Below are 20062 nucleotides of genomic sequence, written 5' to 3' on the forward strand. Positions count from 1 at the left end.
TCACGCCATGACCGGGCTGGCGGGCAGGGTCGCCCGCAGGATGAGGGGCCTGGCCTCCCGCCTGGCCCGGCCGTCCGCCCAGGAGCTCGCGCACGTGGCCACGCGGACGGCCCCTGCTGCCGACGGGGCCGAGGGGGCCGCGCGGGCCGAGGAAGAGGCGCTGGCCCGGCTCGAGGTGGCGCTGGACGTCGTGGCCAGGGTCGAGGCGCTGGAGCCGTCCCTGCGCACCGCCGCGGGGCCGGTCCCCTTCTGGGCACGCGGCCGGGTCGCGCGCAGGCCGGAGATCAAGAAGCGCGTGCTCAGCGCGATCCCCAGGCCCGAGCGGGAAGGCTGGGGCGCGGACGCCCCGGGGATCCGGCGGGTCGACGCCCCGGTCGCGGCGGACGCCGTGGTCCTGGGCAAGTTCGACCTGGGCGAGCTGCCCAAGCTGCGGGCGGTCTACGCGAAGGGCCGCCGGTCGCTGGCCGTGCGACCCCCACGCCCCAACGGGATCTGCGGCATCACGCGCTCGGTGACCGCCTACCAAGTGGTGGCCGAGCATGCGCCCGGGCTCGCGCCGGGGCTGCTCGGTCACGGCGAGCTCCCGGAGGGTCTGCGCTACCTGGTGGAGACGTGGGTCCGCGGCCAGGTCTTCGGGACGGCACGCGAGCTGGCCGCGGCCGGGCCGGAGATCCTGGAGGGTCTGCGGCAGCTGCAGCAGGGCTACGGCGTGACCTGGGTCAGGCTCGGGGAGCAGTGGGGCCAGACCCTGGCCGGCCGGTGGGAGCAGGTGCGGGAGCTGGACGTGGTCCTTCCCGAGCTGGGTGGGTGGGTCGGGGAGCTGATCGCCCGCGACGGCGCACTGCGCAGCTCCTGGGTGCACGGCGATATGGTCGCCTCCAATGTCGTCCGGGGACGGGACGGGAAGATCATCCTCGTGGACTGGGAGTACTCCACCGAGGCGCCGATCATGGTGGACGCGGCCAAGCTCCACCTCTTCAGCGCCACCCCGGAGGTCACCCTGACCCAGATCCTGGATCTCCTGGGCACCGACCACCGCACCGCGGGCGTCGACTGCCCCGGGGGGATCTACCTGCCCGCGGAGGAGCTGGCGCTGTGCCACGCGCAGCTCATCGGTCAGTATCCCCGCCGCCGGAAGGCCCTGGCGGGTCACCGACGGGCCGAGGTCTACGAGCGTCAGATCAGACGGCAGGTGGCCCGGCTGGAGCAGGTGCGAGCGCTGACGGTCGGCTGACGAGGCCCTGTGCCCGGGGCCGGGCCGGCTCTTCCCAGATCCGCCACAGCAGCCAGACCCACGCGGCCACCCGCAGCAGGATGACCAGGGCGTAGGCCTCCGGGGGCAGACCCCGGCCGGCGTCGCTGGCGAAGGCGATGTGCAGCCAGGTGGCCACGAAGTGCAGGGTCTCGGCCCCGGCCCAGACCAGGTGCTCCCACCACCGGCGGCCGGAGAGGGCCAGGAAGGGCAGCATCCACAGGCCGGACTGGACCGACAGGGACGGCGCGGTCAGCACCACCACGGCCATCATCAGCGCGGCGACCTGGTGGACGCGCACCCCGCGCCATGCCTGCCGCCGCTCCACCACGACCCCCAGCACGACCGCCAGGACCCACCCGCACAGCGCGATGGCGACGGCGACCCCGGGGAGAGCGTGCAGCCCGACCAGCGGCGGGATCATCTGCAGGGCGCCGTAGCCGGCGTCCTGGCCGAGCCAGTCCCGCGCGGCCGTGAGCGCCTGGGGCTCGACGGCCGTCAGGGGGACCACGACGGCCAGCGCGCCCAGCGCCGCGCCGACCACCACCTGCCCGGCGCGGAAGGTCTCGCCCCGCCGCTGCGCCACGATCACGATCGCCAGCAGGAAGACGAGCGGGAAGGGACGCACCAGGACGGCGAGCCCGAGCAGCACCCCGGCCAGCCAGGAGCGCTCGCGGCGCCAGGCCAGCAGCGCCAGCATGGTCAGCGCGACGCCGAGCAGGTCGTAGGAGAGCAGGGCCAGGGTGACCAGCACGGGGCTGGCCGCCAGGTGCGCCGCCTGCCACGGCCGCCGCGGCGAGAGCGCCACGGCGGCGACGACGGCCCCGAGGAGGAGGATCAGGCAGACCAGCGCCCCGATGACGAAGACCGCCTGCTGCGATCCCACGCCCGGCCCGCTGGTGGGGGAGACCAGGGAGACGAGCCACATGAGCAGGCCGGACAGCGGCGGCTGGTTGGACGGGATCGCCCCTTCCCACGGCAGCCCTCGCCCGGCCAGCGGCGAGCTCGCGTGCACGACCGGCAGGTCGGAGTAGCAGGCCCGCCAGAACTGGTCCGGGGTCGTCCACCCCTTCATCAGGCAGTGCCCCTTCTGCCAGACGCCGAGCGACATCATCACGGTGGACAGGAGCACCAGGACGGTCAGGGCCCCCAGCGCCCCCCGGGCGCCGAGAACCGCATACCGCCCCACAGGGCCGCCGATCAGTCCGGTGGCACGGGCCACCACCGGGTCGCCCCAGGACGGCACTGTGAAGGGCACGTCACGGCGCGTGGGAGGTCGGGTCATCGGCGGGTCACCCGGTCGGGACGGGGGCGTCCTCGTCCTGCCCCGGCGGTCCTGTCGGCCGATCGCCGGGCGGGGGCGAGGTGGGGGCCGGGGTGGTCGGCTCGGGCGAGGTCGGTGCCGGCGTCGTGGGCTCGGGAGTCGTGGGCTCCGGAGTGGTCGGGTCCGGCGTGGTCGGCTCCGCCGAGGTGGTCTCCGTGGGGTCCTCCGAGGTCGTCTCGGTCGGGTCCTCGGAGGTGGTCTCGGTGGCATCCTCGGTCGTGGGCTCCTCCGTCGTGGGGGCGACCTCGGTGGGGGCCTCGGAGGTCTGGAGCACCTCGCCGACGCCGACCCGCTCGGGGAAGGGGATGACCTCCTCGCCCTCGAGGGCCAGGCGCATGAACTCGCCCCACACCTGCGCCGGGAAGGTCCCGCCCGTGACTTGGTCCAGACCGGCGACGTCCTGCATGGGGACGGTGCCGTCGCCCTTGTACATGACCACGCCCGCGGCGAGCTGGGGGACGAAGCCGTCGAACCAGGCGGAGACGTTGTTCTCGCTGGTGCCCGACTTGCCCGCGCTCGGACGGCCGAGGTCGCCGGCGCTCAGGCCGGAGCCCTGCGTCATGACATAGGTCATCGCGTCCACCACGTCGGCCGCGACGTCGCCGTCGATCCCCTCGGTGACCTCGGGCTCGGCCTCGTAGGTGGTCTCGCCGGTGGCGTTGACGACCTTGGCGATCAGGTAGGTGTCGGCCCGCTGCCCCTCGGCGGCCAGGGTCGCGTAGGCGTTGGTCATCTCCAGCAGCGTCGGGCTGGCCGTGCCCAGGACGTTGGTGAGGTCGGAGCCCAGCCCGGGGGTGTCCTCCGGCAGCCCCAGGTCGACGGCCGCCTCGACGGTCTTCTCCGGCCCGATCTGCTCGTTGAGCTGCACGTAGACGGTGTTGACCGACTCGGCCAGCGCCACCCGCAAGTCCAGGACGCCGAAGGAGATGTCGCGGAAGTTGCGGACCGGGACCATCCCGGTGTCGGTGCCGAACTCCATCGGGCTCGGCCCGGGATAGGTGGTGAGCGTGTCGATGCCGTCCTGGACGGCCGCGGTGAGCGTGATCGGCTTGAACAGCGACCCGGCCTGGACGCGGGCGTCGGTGGCCGCGTTGAGCTGGGTCTGCTGGTAGTCGTCGCCGCCGTACATCGCGGTCACGGCACCGTCGCCGGGGCGGACCGCGGTGAGGGCCACGGTGATGTCGTCGGTGCCGGCACCGGTCGGGCGGAAGGCCTTGACCGCGGCGCGGGCCGCCCGCTGGTGCTTCTGGTCGATCGTGGTGGTGACCCGCAGCCCCGAGGAGTCGATCACCGCGTCGTCCAGCTCGAGGACCTCCCGCAGGTCCTCGCGGACGGCCTGGGCCACGTAGCCCTCGACGCCCTGGACAGCGCTCGAGGGCGGTGCCCCCTCGATCTCCGGCATCCCGAGACCGGCCCGCTCCTCGGCGGGCAGCCAGCCCATCTCGACCATGCCGTCGAGGACGTAGGCGATGCGGGCCTCGGCGCGCTCCTCGTTGCCGTCGGCGTAGTCCGGGTCGAACAGCGAGGGGGCGTTGGTGACGGCGGCCAGGAAGGCGCCCTCCTCGACCGTCAGGTCGGCGACGTCCTTGCGGAAGTAGGCGTGGCTGGCGGTCTGGATGCCGTTCGCGCCGCGACCGAAGTAGATGGTGTTCAGGTAGTCCTGGAGGATCTCGTCCTTGCTGCGCTCGTTGTCGATCTTGACCGAGAGCACCAGCTCCTTGAGCTTGCGCTCGATGGTCTGGTCGGGGGTGAGGTAGTAGTTCTTGACGTACTGCTGGGTGATCGTCGACCCGCCCTGCAGCCCGCCCCCGGTCAGGCTCCGGTATGCGGCACGCGCAGTTCCGGAGATCGAGACGCCTTCGTTCTCGTAGAAGGTGCGGTCCTCGGCCGCCAGCACCGCCTTCTGGACGTGGTCCGGCACCTGGTCCAGCGTGACGTTCTCCCGGTCGGTCCCGCCGGTGAACCGGGCCAGCTCGGTCTCGCCGTCGGCGTAGTAGAGGATCGTGCTCTGGGCCTGGGCGAAGTCGTTGGGCTCGGGGATGGAGGTGCGCGAGTAGGCGATGGCGAAGGCCGCGGCCGCGCCCGCCACGAGCGCCAGGCCGACGGCCACCAGCCACAGCAGCAGCTTCCGGAACCACCCACCGCCCTGGCGGCGACGGCCCTTGCCCCCCGCGCGTCCCTTGGCGGCCGCGCGCCGTCGGCCGGCCGGGGCCTGGCGGCGCCGACCCGCCGGACGCTTCCGGGATCGCTGGGCGGCGGCACGGGCCTCCCGGCGGGAGGATGGGGTGGGGCGGGAAGGACTCACCCGACCCATTCTGCCTGGCTGCGCTGGGGCCTCCCTGGAAGGACGGGTCACCTGGTGGCGGAATGGTTGGGGTCCCGCGGCTGTTGACGCCGTGTGGTGCCCACCCTGGACGGGCACGTGTCGAGCCAAGGAGATAGTGAGCAATGACAGCCGTGCGGGTAGCGATCGTCGGAGTCGGCAACTGCGCCAGCTCTCTGGTGCAGGGGGTGGAGTACTACAAGGACGCCGACCCCGCCGGGAGCGTGCCCGGGCTCATGCACGTCCAGTTCGGCGACTACCACGTCCGCGACGTGGAGTTCGTCGCCGCCTTCGACGTGGACGCCAAGAAGGTCGGCGTCGACCTGGCCGAGGCCATCAACGCCAGCGAGAACAACACGATCACCATCGCCCAGGTGCCCACGACGGGCGTGACCGTCCAGCGCGGTCCCACCCTCGACGGCATCGGCAAGTACTACGCGCTGACCATCGAGGAGTCCGACGCCGAGCCGGTCGACGTCGTCCAGGCCCTCAAGGACGCGCAGGTGGACGTCCTCGTCTCCTACCTGCCCGTGGGCAGCGAGGAGGCCGACAAGTTCTACGCCCAGTGTGCGATCGACGCCGGCGTGGCCTTCGTCAACGCCCTGCCCGTCTTCATCGCCTCCGACCCCGAGTGGGCCGCGAAGTTCGAGGCCGCCGGCGTGCCCATCGTGGGCGACGACATCAAGAGCCAGGTCGGGGCGACGATCACCCACCGCGTGATGGCCAAGCTCTTCGAGGACCGCGGCGTGGTGCTGGACCGCACCTACCAGCTCAACGTCGGCGGCAACATGGACTTCAAGAACATGCTCGAGCGCGAGCGGCTGGAGTCCAAGAAGATCTCCAAGACCCAGGCCGTGACCTCCAACGTGTCCAAGCAGTTCGAGGACCGGGACGTCCACATCGGCCCGTCCGACTACGTGCAGTGGCTCGACGACCGCAAGTGGGCCTACGTGCGCCTCGAGGGCCGGGCCTTCGGCGACGTCCCGCTGAACCTGGAGTACAAGCTCGAGGTGTGGGACTCGCCCAACTCGGCCGGCATCATCATCGACGCCATCCGCGCCGCCAAGATCGCCAAGGACCGCGCCCAGGGTGGTCCGGTCATCGGTGCCTCGGCCTACCTGATGAAGTCGCCGCCGGTGCAGATGCCCGACGAGCAGGGTCGCGCCGAGGTCGAGGCCTTCATCCGCGGCTGAGGCGCGCCGGGCGAGGACGTTCTCGCCCGACCGGCTCCTGGGACACTGGGGCCATGACCGCTGAGCGCTATCTCGTCGTCGGGTCCACCGTGGAGGACCCGACGGTCGTCGCCCTGACCGAGCTCGCCGCCCGGCACGGCATGGACGTGCGGGGCCTGGCCCTGCGGCCGCCCGTCGACGCGGTGCACGTCGAGTGGCGCACGCTGCCGGCGGCGCTCGCCGCGACCACACCTCTCGCCGGTCTGCTTCAGCACGTGGTGCGGCGGGTCCTGCGCGGGGAGGCGGCAGCGCTGGCCGACGCACTCGTGGCCGATGACGCGTTCGCCGCGGAGGTCGCCGGTGCAGAGCCGCTCTGCCTGGTCGCGGTCGACGACGCCGCGGCGCAGGCCCTGGCCCGCTGGCGGGGCGACCGGGGTGCGGTCGGCCAGTCCGTGCTGACCTGGGACCAGGGGGCCGATCGGCTGGCCCGGGCCCTGGCCGAGGGGCCCGGCCGTCAGTCCCCACCGCACGCGCCCGGAGGTCCGTCCGACCCGCCCCTGCCGCAGACGCGGCCGCAGCTGGTCGCGAGCAAGCACCCGGGCGCGATGCACCGGGTCGCCATCGCCGGCCGCGTGGAGGACATCGTGGGGTCGACCCAGGAGCTCGGACGTCTGCTCCGGGCCAAGGTCCGTCAGCTCGCTCCCGGCCAGCCGGTGCCGCGCGACGTGGACATCCTCGTCCTGGCCGGCCTCGGCCCGGCCGTCGCCGGCCTCTCCCACCTGCCCCTGGAGACGCGGGTGGTCCACCTCGCGCGTCCCGAGGACCGGTCCAGCCCGTGGCGCCACCTCCTGGGCACCGTCGTGGCGTCCCCGGCCGAGCCGGTGGTCAGGCCCGACCTGGCAGGGGGTGGACGGGGCGCGGAGCTCGGGGCAGCGATCCTGGGCCCCGAGACCGCCGAGCTGGTCCGGCTGGGACGGTCGGGCGAGGTCGACGAGGCGCTGCGGAGGGTGGAGGAACTGCTCGATCACGGCATCGGGGAGCGGCCGGACCGGATGACCCTGCTGCGTGAGATGGCCTATCTCACCCGGCTCCACGGTGCGGTGTCCCTGGAGCGTCGGGTGCTGGAGGCGTGGGCGGGCGACTCCCGGCCGGAGGAGGACGTCCGGCGGCTCGACGACACCCTGCTCGAGACCGACCCGGTCTGGGTGCCGGAGCTGCCGACCTCGCCCTACGACCCCGTGCCGGGCCGTGTGGTGCACCTGCTCAAGAGCACGCTCCCGCAGCGCCAGGCCGGCTACAGCGTCCGGGGCCACCACACCCTCCGCGCGCTGGCGGAGGCGGGCGTGGACGTGGTCGCCCTGGCCATGCCCGAGCGCGCCGACCCGACCGAGGGCCACGTCGCCGGCAGCGTGCCGACCGAGGACCTCGTCGCCGGCAGCGTGCACGAGGAGGTGCTCGACGGGGTGCGTTATCTCGTCCCACCCCCTGTCCCCGCGACCGGGACCGTCGAACACCTGCGCGCAGCGGCCACCGTGCTGCTCGACCTCGTGGTGGCGCAACGACCCGAGGTCCTGCACGTCCACTCCGGACACCGGGGCTACGACCTCGGGGTCGTGGGCGCGGCGATCGCCGGCGCCACCGCCACGCCCTGGGTGTATGAGGTCAGGGGGCTGTTCGAGTCCCTGTGGACCTCGGATCCGGACCGGGCCGAGCGGGCAGAGGTCTTCCGGCGGAGGATGACCAGGGAGGCCGACCTGGTGCGTCGGGCCGACGCCACGGTGACCCTCGCGGAGACGATGCGCGCGGACCTGCTGTCCCGTCCCCTGCCCGACGGCGCAGTGCTCGACCCGGATCAGATCCACGTGGTGCCCAACGCGGTCGATCCCGCCCGGCTGCGCCCCACCGGCCGCGACCCGTTGCTGGCGAGGGACTGGGAGACGGAGGGCCGGTTCACCTTCGGCTACATCTCCAACCTCGACCACCAGCGGGAGCAGGTCGAAGACCTCATCCGGGCCGCGGTGCTGATGGCTGCCGCGGGTCGGCACGTCAAGGTGCTGGTCGTGGGGACCGGCACCCGTGCCGAGCAGCTCCAGGAGCTGACCCGCGAGATCGGCGCCGAGCGCCTCGTCACCTTCACCGGGAAGGTGCCGCACGACCAGGTGGCCGCCGCCTACGCACTCCTCGACGTGCTCGTGGTGCCGCGCGGCGACGAACGTGCCGCACGGCTGGTGACCCCGCTCAAGCCCTACGAGGCGATGGCGATGGGACTGCCCGTCATCGTCTCGGACCAGCCCGCCCTCCTGGAGGTCATCGGCGACGGGGAGCGTGGATGGTCCTACCCCGCCGGGGACGCGGACGCCCTCGCCAGGCTGCTTGGAGAGCTGGCGGACGATCCGCAGGGTCGCGAGCAGGTCGCCGCCCGGGGGCAGGACTGGGTCCGACGCGAACGGACGTGGGCGGGAAATGCGGAGCGTTACCAGGAGATCTATCGGCAGGTCCGCACCAGGTCCAGGTAGCGTGACGACCGTGCGTTCCCACAAGTTGCTGCTCGTCGGTGCCTCACTGTCGGTGGTGCTCACCGCGCTCGCCGTCCTGGGGGCCGTGCGGTCCTGGTGGTGGCTCGCGGTGCTCTCGGCGATGGTGCTGATCAGTGCGACGCTGATGATCGCCATCGACACCGACCGTCGGACCCGGGAGCTGCGGGCCTTCGTCCGGTCCCAGGTCGCCTCGATCGACACCACCGGTGGGCGGGCCGCCCCGACGACCGAGGACGTCGTCGGCACGGTGAGGGTGCTGCAGGCCCAGTACACCGCCCGGCTCGACCGGCTCCAGGACTCGGTCGAAGACGCGCTGCGCCAGCTGCGGTGATCGCGACCCGGCTCGGCGTGTCCCGGGACACCGCCAACAACCAGATCGTCCTCGACGACCCCGACGCCCTCGCAGTCACCGCGCTGCGGACGAAGTCGGTCCATGCCCGCGAGGTGCTCGTCGAGGCGGCCTGGCCCGGACACACCGCCGACGAGGTGCACGGGTGGGCCCGCGACGCGGCGCGACTGCCGGGAGGCGCCCACCTGCCGCAGGGCGCCGATCCCCATCACCTGGGCCAGCTGGCCAGGGTGCTGGCCCTGCAGACCGGCTCCGATGACGACGTGCGGGCCGCCCGCACGTTGCTCGAGGCGCTCGTCGCCAGTGGACGCACCGACGACCTCCCTCCGCACGCCGTGCAGATCCTGCTCCATCTCCGGTGCCGGGACGGGGACGTGGAGGGCTGCCAGGCCCTGCTGGAGCACCCGCACGTGCCCGATGACGTGGCCGCCTCGGTCCGCGCCGACCTAGCCCGGCCCAGGACCCCCGGGGAGGACCCCGGGCATTGGCTGTCGCTGCTCGACGCGGCGCTGCACTCGGACCAGATCGCGGCCCTGCGCCTCGACCCGGCTCGAGGGTCAGCTGCCTTCGACCAGCTGACCACCGAGAGCATGGTCCGCGCCGACGGGCCCGACGACCCGCTGGTCACGGTGGTCATGAGCAGCTACCACCCTGGTCCACCCCTCCTGACGGCCGTGCGGTCGGTGATGGAGCAGACGTGGCGCAATCTCGAGCTGATCGTCGTCGACGACGCCTCTGGTCCGGAGGCGCAGGAGTGGCTGGACCGAGCCGAACGCATCGATCCACGTGTCCGCGTCGTCCGCAAGGCCGTCAACGGCGGGACCTACCGGGCCCGCAACACCGCCCTCCGTCAGGCTCGGGGGTCCTACGTCACGACCCTCGACTCGGACGACTGGCTGCACCCTCAGGCACTGGCGACCTTCGTGCGGACCCTCGAGGGCGACCGCTCCTTGATGGCTGTGCGTTCGATGGGGGCCCGCGTCACGCCCGACCTGGAGCTGGTGAGGCTGGGCTACCGGCACCGGGCCGTCGCGGCGCCGACCCTGCTCTTCCGGGTCGACCCTGTCGTCTCGCGCGTCGGCTTCTTCGACCCGACGCGCAAGGGGGCGGACACCGAGTACGCCCGCCGCATCCAGGCGGCCTTCGGGCGACGCACGGTGGCCACGGTCGACGAGTGCCTGCTGCTCCTCCGCTCCGGGGAGACGCTCTCCTCCTCGGAGTTCTCCAGGATGTGGCGGCACGGTGCCCGGCACGCCTACAAGTCGCTCTACGCGAGGTGGCACGAGCAGATCGCCGCGGGAGCCCCCGCCTTCCTCGATCCCGGCGCGCCGAGAGCCTTCCCGGAGCCACGCCGTTGGCGCCGTGACCTCGACCCTGACCTGCCGGCCCCGGACCACCTGGACCTGGTGCTCGCCGGTGACTGGCGACGCTACGGCGGGCCACAGCGCTCGATGATGGAGGAGATCCGGGCCGCGAGGGCCGCGGGCCTGCGGGTCGGCATCATGCACCTGGAGGCGCTCCGCTTCGCGACCACCAAGGACCTGCCCCTGTGCGCCCCGGTCCTGGAGGCGGTCCAGCGGCGCGAGGTGGAGTGGGTCCAGATCGATGAGCGGGTCTCCATCGACACCCTCATGGTCCGTTATCCCCTGGTGCTGCAGCACCCCCCGCACGCCCCTGAGGCCGTCCGCCCGCGGCGTCTGCTCATCGTCGCCAACCAGGCCCCCCTCGAGCCCGACGGCTCGGACCAGCGCTATGTCGTCACCGACGTCACCGCCAGGGCTCGTGAGCTCTTCGGCGTCGACCCGGAGTGGGTGCCTCAGGGGCCGGTGATCCGCCAGGTGCTGAGGGAGCAGGACCCCGCGATCAGGATGGTGGAGTGGGACAACCCGGGCCTGATCGACGTGGACGAATGGTCGGTGCGGGGCGAACGCGCACCGGGTGCTGACGGGCCGGTGGTCGTGGGCCGCTACTCCCGGGACCACGAGCTGAAGTTCCCGGCCACGCACGCCGACTTCCTGCAGGCCTACGACCTCGGCCCCGGTCATCGCGTGCGGCTCATGGGAGCGGGCGCGACGTGGAAGCGGCTGGCCCGTCAGGCCGGCCTGCCCGAGGACATGGCCGTGCCGCCCGAGTGGGAGCTGGTCAGGTTCGGCTCCGTGGAGCCGCGCGAGTTCCTGGCCGGTCTCGACTTCTTCCTCTACCAGGACCATCCCGGGCGGCACGAGGCCTTCGGCAGGGTCCTCCTGGAGGCGGCGGCCTCGGGCGTGCTGGTGATCGCCCACCCCAAGCACCGCCTCGTGTTCGGCGACGTGCTCGACTACGCCGAGCCGGCCCAGGCCAAGGCGCTCATCGCCGCCTACGTGGCAGATCCGCAGCGGTATGCGGCACGCGTGCACCAGATCCAGGAGCTGGTGCGGCAGCGCTACTCCCACGCATCCTTCGTGGACCGGCTCGGGCTCACGGGCGGTCCGACGGATGCGTCGGCGCCCGCGCCCGCCGGCCCACCGGTCGGCCTCCATCGGGTCGCGCTGAGGACGGACACCGACGCGACCCGGGCGGACGTGCTCGAGCTCCGCATCGCCACTCGCCTCTCTATCCCTTCCGTGGACCGGATGAGAAACGCCCTGGCGACCCCGGCAGACGAACTCGTGGGTGACGCGGCACTGGAAGCCGCGAGAGAGGTCCCGGAGATCACCTCAGCTCGGCTGCTCCCGAGGCGTGACGTCGCTCACTGACCTGGACCGCTCGCATCAGGACACGACACCGAGGTGCCTCGCGAGAACGTCCGCGATCCGGGGGCCGGCCTCGCCGTCCCACAACGGCGGGACTGGCCAGGTGGCCTGGCGACCCGTGGCCAAGACCTCCGCGAGGACGCTTGGAAGACTCTGGCGGGTCACGAGCTGATTGGTGCCGTGCGTGATCGTTACAGGTCTCTCAGTGTTAGGCCGCAGCGTCAGACACGGGACCCCCAGGACCGTCGTCTCCTCCTGGACGCCCCCAGAGTCGGTCACGACGGCCGCGGCACCCCGGACGAGGGCGAGGAACTCGACATAGCCCAGCGGATCGACGACCGTGACGTTGTGGTGGTTCATGAACCCGGCATCCTCGAGCCGAGCGCGCCCGCGGGGGTGGAGGGGAATGACGAAGCGGACTTGGTCCGCAACCGAATGGACGGCACGAACCAGTTCCCTGACGTTGGTGACGTCGTCGACGTTGCCGGGGCGGTGGAGGGTGCCCACGACATAGGGCTGGCTGCAGTCCACGCCGACCTGCCCCGCCACGCTCTCACTGTCCAGCGAGTCGACATGCTGCAGCAGCGTGTCGATCATCGGGTTGCCGACGAAGTGGATGGCAGCCGCGTCGGCACCTTCTCGTCCCAGGTGAGCGATCGCGTCCACGCTGGTCACCAGGAGCAGGTTGGAGAGCCGGTCAGTGAGGAGCCGGTTGATCTCTTCCGGCATGGTCATGTCGAAGGACCGCAGGCCTGCCTCGACGTGAGCGACAGGGATGCCCATCTTCGCGGCGACCAGAGCTGCGGCCACCGTGGAGTTCACGTCTCCGTACACGACCACCAGGTCTGGGTGCTCGCGAGCAAAGAGCTCCTCAAGGCCCACCATGATGGCTGCCGTCTGCGTCGCGTGGCTGCCGGAGCCAACGCCGAGGTTGACGTCAGGCTCGGGCAGGCCGAGCTGGGCGAAGAAGACCTCGCTCATCCTCGCGTCGTAGTGCTGACCCGTGTGCACCAGCATCTGGCGCACGGGATGGTGCTCCATCGCCGCGATCACGGGCGCGGCCTTGGGGAAGTTGGGCCTGGCTCCGGTGATGTGGATGAGAAGGGGCTTCGCGGTCACTGACGGACGGTCCTTCCGTGGGCTCGGGTGGTCGTCATGTGGTGCCTGGGCTCAGTCGGCGAGGCGCACGTCGAGACGTTCGGGCAGACGGGCGGGCAAGGCGCGGATCAGGGCCACATCGATCGGCTCCAGGGCCGTTCCGTCGGCGCAAACCCGGGCAAGGTGCCACACCTGGTAGTGGTGCACGATGCTTGCGACGCGGGCCCCGACATGCTCGAGCCAGTCTCCGCCCCCGGGCAGGTCTGCCCAGCGAGCCCGGGGAGTCAGGAGCTCGGCGACGAAACCGTGCTGCCGGGCGGGGCCCAGCGCCGGGTGGTCGAGAATCAGGAGAGGTTTGAAGGCGAGGGTCTCTCGCTGGAGGTCGGCGATCTGCTCGATGATCGCCTCCACCTGATCTGGGTCCAGACCGAGAGCGAGGATCCCGATGACCGGAAGGAAGGCCTGGTCCTGCCCGGTCAGATGGCGGCCAGGATGCAACGGGACGGGCCGGGCACCGAGGCCGTCCTCGGGGACGAAAGCACGCCACACGAGGTCGGTGAGGACCGCGTTGCGTCGCAGGCGGGGAAGCACCTCTGTGACCGCGGCTTGATAGCCCGGAGTGCGGCGCACCCAGCGGGCGACCTGCTGGGTCCGGGGTGAGCGACGGGACTGGCTCATGACGTTGCCACCTCGACCCCGGCCAGGCGCAGGATTTCGGCCCCCGCCGCCGGAGCGCCGTTGCCGGGGTCGGCGTCCATGGCGGCCTGTGCCATCTCGGCACCGTGTGCGAGGAGCTCGTCGACCAGCGCCTCCGCCCTGCCGGAGGTCATCGTCGGGGTGGTCAGTGCCCAACCCGCCTGGGCTGCGTGGCTGGCACGAGCGACCTGGTCGTCCAGGGACGTCTGTCCGTTAGGGACGAAGAGCGTGGGCAGGCCGAAGCGCAGATTCTCGTGGAAGGAGTTGTAACCGGCAGCGGCCACGGCCACGTCGAAGGCCCGGGAATGCTCGGAGAGCGGGAAGTGCCGCACGAGATGGATGCCATCACCCACATACGCGCGCTCGGCGATGGAGGGAGCGGTAACGCACACGCCGACCCCACGGCGCAGTAGCGCCGTCGCGGCGGCACCCACCTCGTCGTCGGTGTCGTTGATGTTGCCCGCGCCCAGGGTGACCAGCGCCAGCGGACCTTCGGCGGGCAAGCCCAAGGCCGCTCGCGCCGTCGCACGGTCTGACAGCCCGTCGCGGTCGACCAGGGTCACGGGATCGACGTGGACGACGTCGGTCGCCGACACGGTTGCCCCCTTGTCGGCGGCCGCGGAGAGGTCGCCTGGTTCGATGACGGCGTCGAACCAGGATGACTTGAGCAACTGGTCTGTGTTGCGCCCGGTCTTCCACATTCCCCGGCGGGACCACACAGCGCGGGTCTCTGGGGCGGAAGCCAAGGCCGCGTCGAGGCCGGCGTACGGGTGAGTGCCGTCGAACACCAGCACGTCCGGCGCGATCCTGGAGAGTACTTCCGTCATCCGCTCTCTGAACAATGCCCGCCAGGTTGCAGGGCGAAGGCCTGTGGCCCCTTGGCTCGGGATGTACTCCCAGGTCAACCCTTCGGACTCGACGACGGGCACCGCCTGAGACAGCGACACCACGTGGCATCGAGCGGCTCCACCCATCCCTCGGGCGTACGCCAGCAGGCGGGTGAGGTGCCCCATACCGGCGCCGTTGCTGGACACGAGCATGATCGACGGGAGTGAGGGCACACGTCGATGATGTCACGCCATCGTTGCCATGGGGGGCAGCCGCGTCCTTCCCCTTATGCTGGACGCTGGGCCTGCCCTGGGCAGGGAGCATTGCGGAGGCGAGGAGACTACGTGGCTATCGATACGGTGATCATCGGGCTGGGCTACGTCGGCCTCCCCCTGGCGCAGGAGGCGACACGCGCGGGGCACACGGTCCTGGGTGTTGACATCAACCAGGGTGTGGTCGACAGCCTCAACGCGGGGCACTCACATGTCGACGACCTCAGCGATGGGGACATCCGCGAGATGATCGAGGGTGGTTTCGAGGCGACCACGGACACGGCCAGGATCAGCGAGGGCTCAGTCGTCGTCATCTGTGTCCCGACCCCCTTGGCCGACGACGGAGGCCCTGATCTGCGGGCCATCGAGTCCGCAGTGGGTTTCATCGCGCGGAACCTGAAGCCTGGAATGCTGGTGATCCTGGAGTCGACAACGTATCCGGGCACCACGGACGAGGTCGTGCGTCCCGCGCTGGAGGCCGGGGGCCTGGTGGCCGGCCAGGACTTTCACCTCGCCTTCTCACCGGAGCGGATCGACCCCGGCAACAAGCACTTCGGTGCGAAGAACACCCCCAAGGTTGTGGGTGGGCACACGGAGGCCTGCGGCGATGCCGCGGCGGCCTTCTACGGCTCGTTCGTGGACACGGTGGTCCGGGCGAAGGGCACCCGCGAGGCGGAGACCGCCAAGCTGCTGGAGAACACCTACCGACACATCAACATCGCCCTCGTCAACGAGATGACCCGGTTCTGTCACGAGCTGGGTATCGATCTGTGGGACGTCATCGATGCGGCTGCTTCGAAGCCCTTCGGTTTCCAGGCCTTCTACCCCGGCCCCGGCGTCGGAGGCCACTGCATCCCGATCGATCCCAACTATCTCTCCTACAACGTGCGGGCGCGTCTCGGATACCCGTTCCGCTTCGTGGAGCTCGCGCAGGAGATCAACACCGGCATGCCGGCATACGTGGTGGGAAGGGTGCAGGACATCCTCAACACCGAGGGGCGGGCGCTGAACGGCTCCACCGTGCTTCTCCTGGGCGTCACGTACAAGCCGGACATCGCGGACCAGCGCGAGTCCCCAGCGGTGCCGCTGGCCCAGCAGCTGCTGGCTAAGGGAGCTCGGGTCCAGTTCCACGACCCGCACGTGATGGAGTGGCGGTCTGTCCCTGCTGCGGTTCGGGTGGAGGACCCAGGTTCGGCCGCGGCCGAGGCAGACCTGACCATCCTGGTGCAGAATCACAGCGCCTACGACGTCGACACACTGGCAGAAGCATCCCGCGTGTTCTTCGACACGCGTGGCAAGGCGACCGCGGGGGAGAAGGTTCACCGGTTGTGACGGGCACGGAGGCCGGATCGTCGGAGCCTGAACCCGCGATCCTGACCGCGCAGGAGGCCGAAGCTCTCGCGCGACGGCACGGGATGACCCAGGTCGGGCAGCGGCCCACCCTCGGTGGCTATCTGGCTGACCTGTGGCGCAACCGCCACCTCATGTGGGCCATGGCCAAAGGTGACTTCATCGCCAGCCACCAGGACAACCACCTAGGCCTCCTGTGGTCGGTGATCAACCCCCTGCTGCTGGCGGTCTCCTACTACCTGATCTTCGGTCTGCTCATCGGGACCAGAGGCGGGATCGAGAACTTCGTCAGTTTCCTGACGATTGGACTGTTCATCTTCATCCCGATCTCATCGGCGATGACTTCCGGCGGGAAGTCGGTCACCGGAAAGGTCGGGATGATCCGCTCCTTGAAGTTCCCCCGGGTTCTCCTGCCGGTGACGTCCATGCTCTCGGAGTTCCTCGGTGCCCTGCCCGCCTTCGTCACCTTGGTAGTCATCGCCCTTGCGATGGGCGAGCGCCCCTCGCTCCAGTGGCTTCTCTTCCCCGTCGCGCTGCTCGTGGTCCTAGCCTTCTGCCTGGGACTGAGCATGATCTGCGCGCGCTTGGTCGATCTCGTCAGGGATGCCAGCAATCTCCTTCCGCTGACGGTGCGGCTCCTGCGCTACGTCTCTGGCATCTTCTTCTCCGTGCAGGATTCCCTGGCCCGGTTCGATTCGCCGCCCAGATGGGTGGCCTACGCGCTGGAGTACCAGCCTGTCGCGGTGATGCTGACCCTCGTGCGCGAACCCCTGATGGAAGAGTTCGCCGTCCGTTGGCAGACCTGGGCGGTGGCCGGTGGCTGGGCGGTCCTCTTTCTCGTGGTCGGTTTCGTGGTCTTCTGGCGTGGGGAAGGTTCCTATGGGCGAGGCTGAGAGGACGCCTTCGGTCATCGCCTCGGAGGTGAACGTGACCTACCGGATCTTCGGCTCCGGGAAGCAGTTGGACGAAGCTGATGAGATGGGCGCGCTGCGACGGCTCTTCCAGAGGAGCACGCAGAACGTGGGGGTCCGTGAGGTCCATGCCGTCAAGGACGTCTCCTTTGTCGCCCATCGAGGGGAGTCGATCGGTCTCGTGGGCCGGAACGGGTCTGGCAAGTCGACGCTGCTGCGCGCGGTTGCAGGTCTCGTGCCACCGACTCAGGGAAAGCTCTGGCTGGGCGGCAAGGCGACGCTGCTCGGGGTGAACCCGGCGCTGGTGCCCAAGCTGAGCGGGCGCCGGAACATCTGGATCGGGGCGCAGGCGCTGGGCTTGAAGCCGCAGGAGGTTCGTGAGCGGATTGAGGACATCATCGCTTTCGCCGATATCGGAGAGTTCATCGACCTGCCGATGAGTTCGTACTCCTCCGGCATGGGAGCCCGTCTGCGGTTTGCGATCTCCACTGCGACCATCCCGGACATCCTTGTGGTCGACGAAGCATTGGCGACGGGAGATCTCCAGTTCAAGGAGCGAGCTCAGCAACGCATCGCCGAGATCAAGGAAAAGGCTGGGACCGTCTTCATGGTCAGTCACAACGCCAGGACGATCAAGCGGTCGTGTGACCGCGCCCTGTGGTTGGACGACGGCCGGCTCGTGATGGACGGCGAGGCCGGACCTGTCGTCGACGCCTACGTGGCCAAGTACGGGAGGCGGGCGACCCGACGCCGCCGTCAACTGGAGAAGGACGAGGCTTAGGCGTGATGTCGCCCGTCAAGATCCTGGTGGTGACCGTCGTCCACCATCCCTTGGACGCACGCATCTGGCACCGTCAGATCGGCGCGATGCTGGATCAGGGATGGTCGGTCAGTTATGCCGCGCCGTGGAGCGCCTTCCCCGCGGCCACCCCCGATTTCGGGAATGTGCTGCCGATCGACCTCCCCAGGGCGGTGGGGCGACGTCGACTCTCCTCCATGGTCAAGGCAAGAGAGGTTCTCCGCACACTCGGGCCCCAGCATGACGTGGTCCTGCTGCATGACCCCGAGCTCCTGCTGAGCACGATCGGCCTCGACCTACCCCCCGTGGTGTGGGATGTTCATGAGGACGTCGCGGCTGCCGTCGAGGTGCGGGGGTGGATCCCGCCTCGGGTACGACGACCGGCTGCCAGGATGGTGCGCCTTGTGGAGCGATGGGCCGAGCAGCGGTTTCACCTCCTGCTTGCGGACCAGGCTTACGCCAGCCGGTTCCGCCGACCTCATCCGGTGGTCTTGAACACCACCCAGGTCGCTCCGGCCATCGGCCGGGCGGCCGTGCCTGACGCACACGGCCAGTTGCGCGTGGTCTACCTGGGGAGCGTGACGATGGAGCGGGGCGCCCAGGAGTTGGCACTGGTCGGCGCCGCTTTGCGGCGGTCCGGTGCACCAGTACGGCTGGAGGTCATCGGACCGGCCCACGGTGCCGCTGGCCCATTGATGGAACAGGCGGCGGCGTCCGGAGACCTCGAGTGGGCCGGTTTCCTGCCGAACGACAGAGCCCTCCGACGACTCGGAGGTGCCCTCGCGGGCCTGTCTCTCCTGCACGACGAGGCGAATTTCCGCCCGAGCATGCCAACCAAGCTGGTCGAGTATCTCGCTCATGGTGTCCCGGTGATCACGACGCCGCTGCCCGTTGCCGCCGATCTGGTGAACAGGAGCAACGGAGGGGCGATCGTGCCCTTCGGCGACGTCCAAGCGGTCGTCGACACGGTCCTTCGATGGGCGCAGGATCCCGCCCTGGCCAGGTCACTGGGCCAGAAAGGGCACACTCTTGTTGCGCGCGAGTTCGACTGGGACGTCATCAGCGACGAGTTCCTGACCGTGCTGCGAGGAATCATTCAGTCACCTGCGTAGCATGGCGCAGGTGACTGAACCAGCTCGTCGTCTCGTTATCGCCTATTGCTTCGTCCCATACGTCGACACCTCTGGCACCGTCGCGGCCAAGCGGATCTGCTTGGGTGGCGAACCCGTCGATGTGATCCAGAACGAGATGAGTCGCATCCGCAAGGTCGATCCGGGGTTGGACCTGGTGGCGGACGGATGGATCCGGCGAAGGGCTCTGCTGGAGACGCCCACCTACTTCTCGGCCTGGAGTTCGATCGAGGCGTGGTGCGACGCGGGGATGGCTCAGGTCGAGACGTGGGTGGGGGACTCGGCGCAGGCGAACGAGTTGCTTGCCCATGGAGTGCCGTGGTCTTCGGTCTACTCGCGCTCACACTTCGTCGCTTCGCACTTCCTGGCGGCACTGATCAAGGACCGTCATCCGGACGTGGTCTGGGAGGCAGAGTTCTCAGATCCTTGCTCTGCCGACGCGACCGGTGCGGAGCGCTACGCCCCATTGCCCGACTCCGCGCTCAAGGACCGCTTCGCTCAGATGTTCCGGCGAGCCGGCTATGAACCCCCGGCCAGCGACAACGTGTTCGAGTGGGCAGAACACCTCGTGTACGCCTTCGCCGACCAGATCATGTTCACCAACGCCCAGCAGAGCGAATATATGGCCGGCAGGTGCGCGGACGTCGGTCTGGCTGACCGGATGCGCGAACATACCGTCGCCACCCATCACCCGATGCTTCCGCAGAAATTCTACGAGATGGACACCGCCAATCTCGATTTGGAGGACGGGGTTCTGCACATTGCCTACTTCGGCAATTTCTACGGCAAGCAGAGCCCCATCGACGCGGTGCGAGGGCTTGCGATGCTCCCGCCTGAACTGCGTTCCACCCTGCGGCTCCATGTCTTCACCCAGCCGACCGAGTCACTGCGGGCCACGGTCATGAGAGATGGCTTGGAAGACTGCGTCAGGGTCGAGGAGTTCTTGCCATTCCTACAGTTCTTGGACGCGGCACGCCGGATGGATCTCCTCCTTGTCGTGGACTACCCCCTGCCCCTCAACGCAGAGAAGAATCCTTTCCTGCTGTCCAAGTGGGGTGACTATCGAGGGAGTGGAACCCCTGTCTGGGGGATCCTTGAGGAATCTAGTGTCTTGTCAGCCACCGAGGATCCGGCGTTGCAGTTCCGCACGCCGGTGGGTCACCCGACAGCAGCCGCCGCGCTCCTGTCCAAGCTCGCTCGAAAGGTCGTGCGTCCAGATAGGAAAGCGGCGCAACAGTCCGCAGCCCTCTGACGGGGACGCCCGCACGGCGCTGTAGCCCATCGTGCAG

At 70.0% G+C, this 20062-nt stretch carries 15 protein-coding genes; 10 read left to right on the forward strand and 5 right to left on the reverse strand.

From position 1 onward, the window contains the following. Positions 1 to 7 precede the first annotated feature (7 nt). Positions 8 to 1234, forward strand: a complete 1227-nt coding sequence (locus tag ACTMMA_RS05290; RefSeq protein WP_441189048.1) for a phosphotransferase — start codon at positions 8 to 10, stop codon at positions 1232 to 1234. On the opposite strand, the gene ACTMMA_RS05295 is transcribed toward ACTMMA_RS05290, so the two are convergent. Both ACTMMA_RS05295 and ACTMMA_RS05300 read right to left on the reverse strand, forming a co-directional pair. After that, a complete protein-coding gene (locus ACTMMA_RS05295; RefSeq protein WP_441189049.1) occupies positions 1182 to 2510 on the reverse strand; it encodes a glycosyltransferase 87 family protein in 1329 nt (442 codons plus the stop codon). The two genes, ACTMMA_RS05290 and ACTMMA_RS05295, sit on opposite strands and share 53 nt — an antisense overlap. Positions 2511 to 2544: 34 nt before the next feature. Beyond that, a complete protein-coding gene (locus tag ACTMMA_RS05300; protein WP_441189050.1) occupies positions 2545 to 4881 on the reverse strand; it encodes a transglycosylase domain-containing protein in 2337 nt (778 codons plus the stop codon). A 143-nt stretch (positions 4882 to 5024) separates the two neighbouring features. Here ACTMMA_RS05300 and ACTMMA_RS05305 point away from each other — a divergent pair, with 143 nt between their 5' ends. The 4 genes from ACTMMA_RS05305 to ACTMMA_RS05320 are packed head-to-tail and all read left to right on the forward strand — an operon-like array spanning position 5025 to position 11692. Then, positions 5025 to 6092, forward strand: a complete 1068-nt coding sequence (locus ACTMMA_RS05305) for an inositol-3-phosphate synthase (RefSeq protein ID WP_441189051.1) — start codon at positions 5025 to 5027, stop codon at positions 6090 to 6092. A 53-nt stretch (positions 6093 to 6145) separates the two neighbouring features. Further along, positions 6146 to 8587 (forward strand): glycosyltransferase family 4 protein, encoded by a 2442-nt coding sequence (locus ACTMMA_RS05310; RefSeq protein WP_441189052.1) that lies wholly within the window; start codon positions 6146 to 6148, stop codon positions 8585 to 8587. A gap of 10 nt (positions 8588 to 8597) precedes the next feature. After that, on the forward strand, positions 8598 to 8939 hold the full coding sequence (locus ACTMMA_RS05315; protein WP_441189053.1) for a hypothetical protein: 342 nt from the start codon (positions 8598 to 8600) through the stop codon (positions 8937 to 8939). 17 nt (positions 8940 to 8956) lie between these two features. Next, positions 8957 to 11692, forward strand: a complete 2736-nt coding sequence (locus tag ACTMMA_RS05320) for a glycosyltransferase (protein ID WP_441189054.1) — start codon at positions 8957 to 8959, stop codon at positions 11690 to 11692. 15 nt (positions 11693 to 11707) lie between these two features. Here ACTMMA_RS05320 and wecB read toward each other — a convergent pair whose 3' ends face one another. The 3 genes from wecB to ACTMMA_RS05335 are packed head-to-tail and all read right to left on the reverse strand — an operon-like array spanning position 11708 to position 14544. Next, positions 11708 to 12808 (reverse strand): non-hydrolyzing UDP-N-acetylglucosamine 2-epimerase, encoded by a 1101-nt coding sequence (wecB, locus tag ACTMMA_RS05325; protein WP_441189055.1) that lies wholly within the window; start codon positions 12806 to 12808, stop codon positions 11708 to 11710. A 51-nt stretch (positions 12809 to 12859) separates the two neighbouring features. Beyond that, on the reverse strand, positions 12860 to 13465 hold the full coding sequence (locus ACTMMA_RS05330) for a hypothetical protein (protein ID WP_441189056.1): 606 nt from the start codon (positions 13463 to 13465) through the stop codon (positions 12860 to 12862). After that, a complete protein-coding gene (locus ACTMMA_RS05335) occupies positions 13462 to 14544 on the reverse strand; it encodes a UDP-N-acetylglucosamine--LPS N-acetylglucosamine transferase (RefSeq protein WP_441189057.1) in 1083 nt (360 codons plus the stop codon). Before ACTMMA_RS05335 ends, ACTMMA_RS05330 begins: the two co-directional genes overlap by 4 nt. 111 nt (positions 14545 to 14655) lie before the next feature. On the opposite strand from ACTMMA_RS05335, the gene ACTMMA_RS05340 reads away from it, so the two are divergent. The 5 genes from ACTMMA_RS05340 to ACTMMA_RS05360 are packed head-to-tail and all read left to right on the forward strand — an operon-like array spanning position 14656 to position 20025. Next, the gene (locus ACTMMA_RS05340) at positions 14656 to 15915 is read left to right on the forward strand and encodes a nucleotide sugar dehydrogenase (protein WP_441189058.1); all 1260 of its coding nucleotides are present in this window, start codon (positions 14656 to 14658) and stop codon (positions 15913 to 15915) included. Further along, positions 15912 to 16826, forward strand: a complete 915-nt coding sequence (locus ACTMMA_RS05345) for an ABC transporter permease (protein WP_441189059.1) — start codon at positions 15912 to 15914, stop codon at positions 16824 to 16826. The genes ACTMMA_RS05340 and ACTMMA_RS05345 overlap by 4 nt, the downstream gene beginning before the upstream one ends. Next, positions 16813 to 17625, forward strand: coding sequence for an ABC transporter ATP-binding protein (locus ACTMMA_RS05350; protein ID WP_441189060.1), 813 nt, complete (start codon positions 16813 to 16815; stop codon positions 17623 to 17625). The genes ACTMMA_RS05345 and ACTMMA_RS05350 overlap by 14 nt, the downstream gene beginning before the upstream one ends. 5 nt (positions 17626 to 17630) lie before the next feature. Beyond that, positions 17631 to 18755 (forward strand): glycosyltransferase family 4 protein, encoded by a 1125-nt coding sequence (locus tag ACTMMA_RS05355; RefSeq protein ID WP_441189061.1) that lies wholly within the window; start codon positions 17631 to 17633, stop codon positions 18753 to 18755. Between the two features lie 10 nt (positions 18756 to 18765). Next, a complete protein-coding gene (locus ACTMMA_RS05360; protein ID WP_441189062.1) occupies positions 18766 to 20025 on the forward strand; it encodes a hypothetical protein in 1260 nt (419 codons plus the stop codon). Positions 20026 to 20062 lie beyond the last annotated feature (37 nt).

The organism is Ornithinimicrobium panacihumi, from assembly GCF_052073805.1.
Taxonomy (GTDB): Bacteria; Actinomycetota; Actinomycetes; order Actinomycetales; family Dermatophilaceae; genus Ornithinicoccus; species Ornithinicoccus panacihumi.

Bases quoted from the DNA above. Each gene is read 5' to 3' on its own strand.
- ACTMMA_RS05290 (WP_441189048.1), top strand. From the start codon at position 8: ATGACCGGGCTGGCGGGCAGGGTCGCCCGCAGGATGAGGGGCCTGGCC.
- ACTMMA_RS05305 (WP_441189051.1), top strand. From the start codon at position 5,025: ATGACAGCCGTGCGGGTAGCGATCGTCGGAGTCGGCAACTGCGCCAGC.
- ACTMMA_RS05310 (WP_441189052.1), top strand. From the start codon at position 6,146: ATGACCGCTGAGCGCTATCTCGTCGTCGGGTCCACCGTGGAGGACCCG.
- ACTMMA_RS05330 (WP_441189056.1), bottom strand. From the start codon at position 13,465: ATGAGCCAGTCCCGTCGCTCACCCCGGACCCAGCAGGTCGCCCGCTGG.
- ACTMMA_RS05350 (WP_441189060.1), top strand. From the start codon at position 16,813: ATGGGCGAGGCTGAGAGGACGCCTTCGGTCATCGCCTCGGAGGTGAAC.
- ACTMMA_RS05355 (WP_441189061.1), top strand. From the start codon at position 17,631: ATGTCGCCCGTCAAGATCCTGGTGGTGACCGTCGTCCACCATCCCTTG.